This is a genomic window from Polynucleobacter sp. 39-46-10 (assembly GCF_002282275.1).
Genome location: NZ_NCJB01000365.1, coordinates 1 through 2,120, shown reverse-complemented (window position 1 = coordinate 2,120; position 2,120 = coordinate 1). Strand labels below are relative to the sequence as shown.

Sequence of the window (2,120 nt, the reverse complement as noted above, 5' to 3'; positions counted from 1 at the left end):
CTGCGATCGGGATCATCCCGGACTTCCTTCTGCAGCGCGAGGCGGGCCATCCGGCGCTCACCGAAACGGTGGTCGTCGAGACCATGCACGAGCGCAAACTCCAGATGAAATTAATGCCATGTGGTACGGTGCCAAAGATGGCGCAACACCCGTATTCATACCTGCAAACATAATGATCTCGTTAATTAATTAGGTTCATTCTCCAACTATCAGGCTGTAAGGGTTATACGCACTAACCCTAGCCCTAGGGCTAAGCTAGTAATAACCCGAAGATGGAGTCTTGCCCGCGATCCAAATTAAGGAAGCGAATCGACCGGTTACTTTGTCTCTGCGATAGGAAAAGAAATTTACTGAATCACTGGATGTGCAAAAGTCGCCGCCATAGACCCTCTCAATGCCAGCAGAGCGTAAACGGTCCTGAGCGAGTAGATATAAATTGGCAAAATACTTTCCAGGACTACCAGCAATAGATTTAAATGCCTCGGATAAAATAGCTTGAGATTGGCCGGCAAACGCTTGCAGCACATCTTCACCAACCTCAAATGCAGTAGGTCCGATTGCAGGACCCATCCACACCACAATATCTTTTGGTAGCAGGTCCGGGGATAAATGACGCAGTTCCCGAATGGTATTTTCTAAAACTCCGCCACTGAGACCTCGCCAGCCAGCATGAGCTGCCCCAACAACATCACCATTCTTGCTTGAGAACAATACCGGCATGCAATCGGCCGTTAGGATGGCCAGTACCTCGTTTGGAATATTGGTAACAGAGGCATCCGCTTCAAATGGCCCACTAAGCAAAGCACTTCTTGAGGTCGGAGTGCTCACCTTAGTGCCATGAATCTGCTTAAGCCAAGCTGGTTCGGCAGGAAGGTGTGATCGTAAGGCTCTGCGGTTTTGCACCACATCGTCTACATCATCGCCAGCATTCAGCCCGAGATTAAGGCTATTAAAAGGAGGTTTACTAACCCCACCCTCCCGAGTCGTACAAAAAGCTTGAATTTGCTTGGGTACAAGCCAAGTTGGCTCAATCTGCTGAATTGCGCTGATCATTTTTGATGGATGCCATTAAGGCATCTTCTTTAGGTAGGTCTGCCTCACTCATTCCAAGCAGAGGCAGCAAATTCATTAAATCTTGAGGGGGCAATCTAAACCAGGTCATCACATCCTGTGTCGATGGATGCTGCAAACTGAGGGCATAAGCATGCAGAGCCTGACGACTGAAGGGTAATGTTTTTGCTGCTCCAGGCGTTCTTTTGCGATAAACCGGGTCACCCAAGAGTGGGAAGCCCAAAGATTCAAGGTGCACACGGATTTGATGGGTGCGGCCAGTTTCCAGACGGCATTCCAGCAAGGCAACTGGACTTTCTAAAAAAGTCCCTTTGGCCAAGCGTCGGAACAGAGTGGCAGCCGGTTTACCTTGGGCGGAGCCAGCAGCCATTTTGAGGCGATCACGCTGATCACGACCTACGGTTGCCAATACCTTGCCCTGAGAAGGCGCATCACCCCAAACTAAAGAAAGGTAGCGCCGCCCAACAGTTCGCTCCTGAAGCTGTCTTACTAGTGAGGTTTGCGCAATATCCGTGCGAGCTACGACCATCAGTCCAGACGTATCTTTATCTAAGCGATGGACAATGCCAGCCCTTGGTAAATTTTTTAGCTCTGGGAAACGATATAACAGGCCATTTAATAGGGTTCCCGTCCAATTTCCAGCAGCTGGATGTACGACAAGTCCAGCGGGTTTATTAAGCACAATGATGGAATCATCCTCATAGACAACATCGAGGGGGATATCTTCCGGGGCAAAGGCAAATTGTTCGGGCATTTCCTGTGGAAATACCTTAATGCTCTCGCTTCCGCGCAGTAAATGGCGTACTTTGGTGACTTTTCCATCCACCGTGACTGCCCCAGCCTCAACCCAAGCTTTGAGTCGATTGCGGGAGTAATCAGGTAAAGCACCCCCAAGAAACTTATCTAAGCGCTCTCCGCTGACCTCAGCAGGAACTTCTAGGGCAATGAAATCCTCATCATCGATATAATCAATGGGATTCGAATCGGGAGTATGCGGCAATGCCACGCTTAAAGAGCCTTTTAGTTATGTCGGACGTTATTACAGACGC

Annotated in this window: 2 protein-coding genes and 1 pseudogene; 1 reads left to right on the top strand and 2 read right to left on the bottom strand. The window is 49.3% G+C overall.

Annotated elements, in window-relative coordinates; genetic code table 11:
* A pseudogene (locus tag B7X71_RS15690) lies at positions 1–98 on the top strand (TIGR00730 family Rossman fold protein); the annotation flags it as partial.
* 157 nt (positions 99–255) lie between these two features.
* Here B7X71_RS15690 and pgeF read toward each other — a convergent pair.
* Positions 256–1,053, bottom strand: a complete 798-nt coding sequence (gene pgeF, locus B7X71_RS15685; RefSeq protein ID WP_293599457.1) for a peptidoglycan editing factor PgeF — start codon at positions 1,051–1,053, stop codon at positions 256–258.
* Positions 1,028–2,077, bottom strand: a complete 1,050-nt coding sequence (locus B7X71_RS15680; RefSeq protein ID WP_293601407.1) for an RluA family pseudouridine synthase — start codon at positions 2,075–2,077, stop codon at positions 1,028–1,030. Before B7X71_RS15680 ends, pgeF begins: the two co-directional genes overlap by 26 nt.
* Between the last annotated feature and the right edge of the window lie 43 nt (positions 2,078–2,120).

Bases quoted from the DNA above. Each gene is read 5' to 3' on its own strand.
- pgeF (WP_293599457.1), bottom strand. From the start codon at position 1,053: ATGATCAGCGCAATTCAGCAGATTGAGCCAACTTGGCTTGTACCCAAG.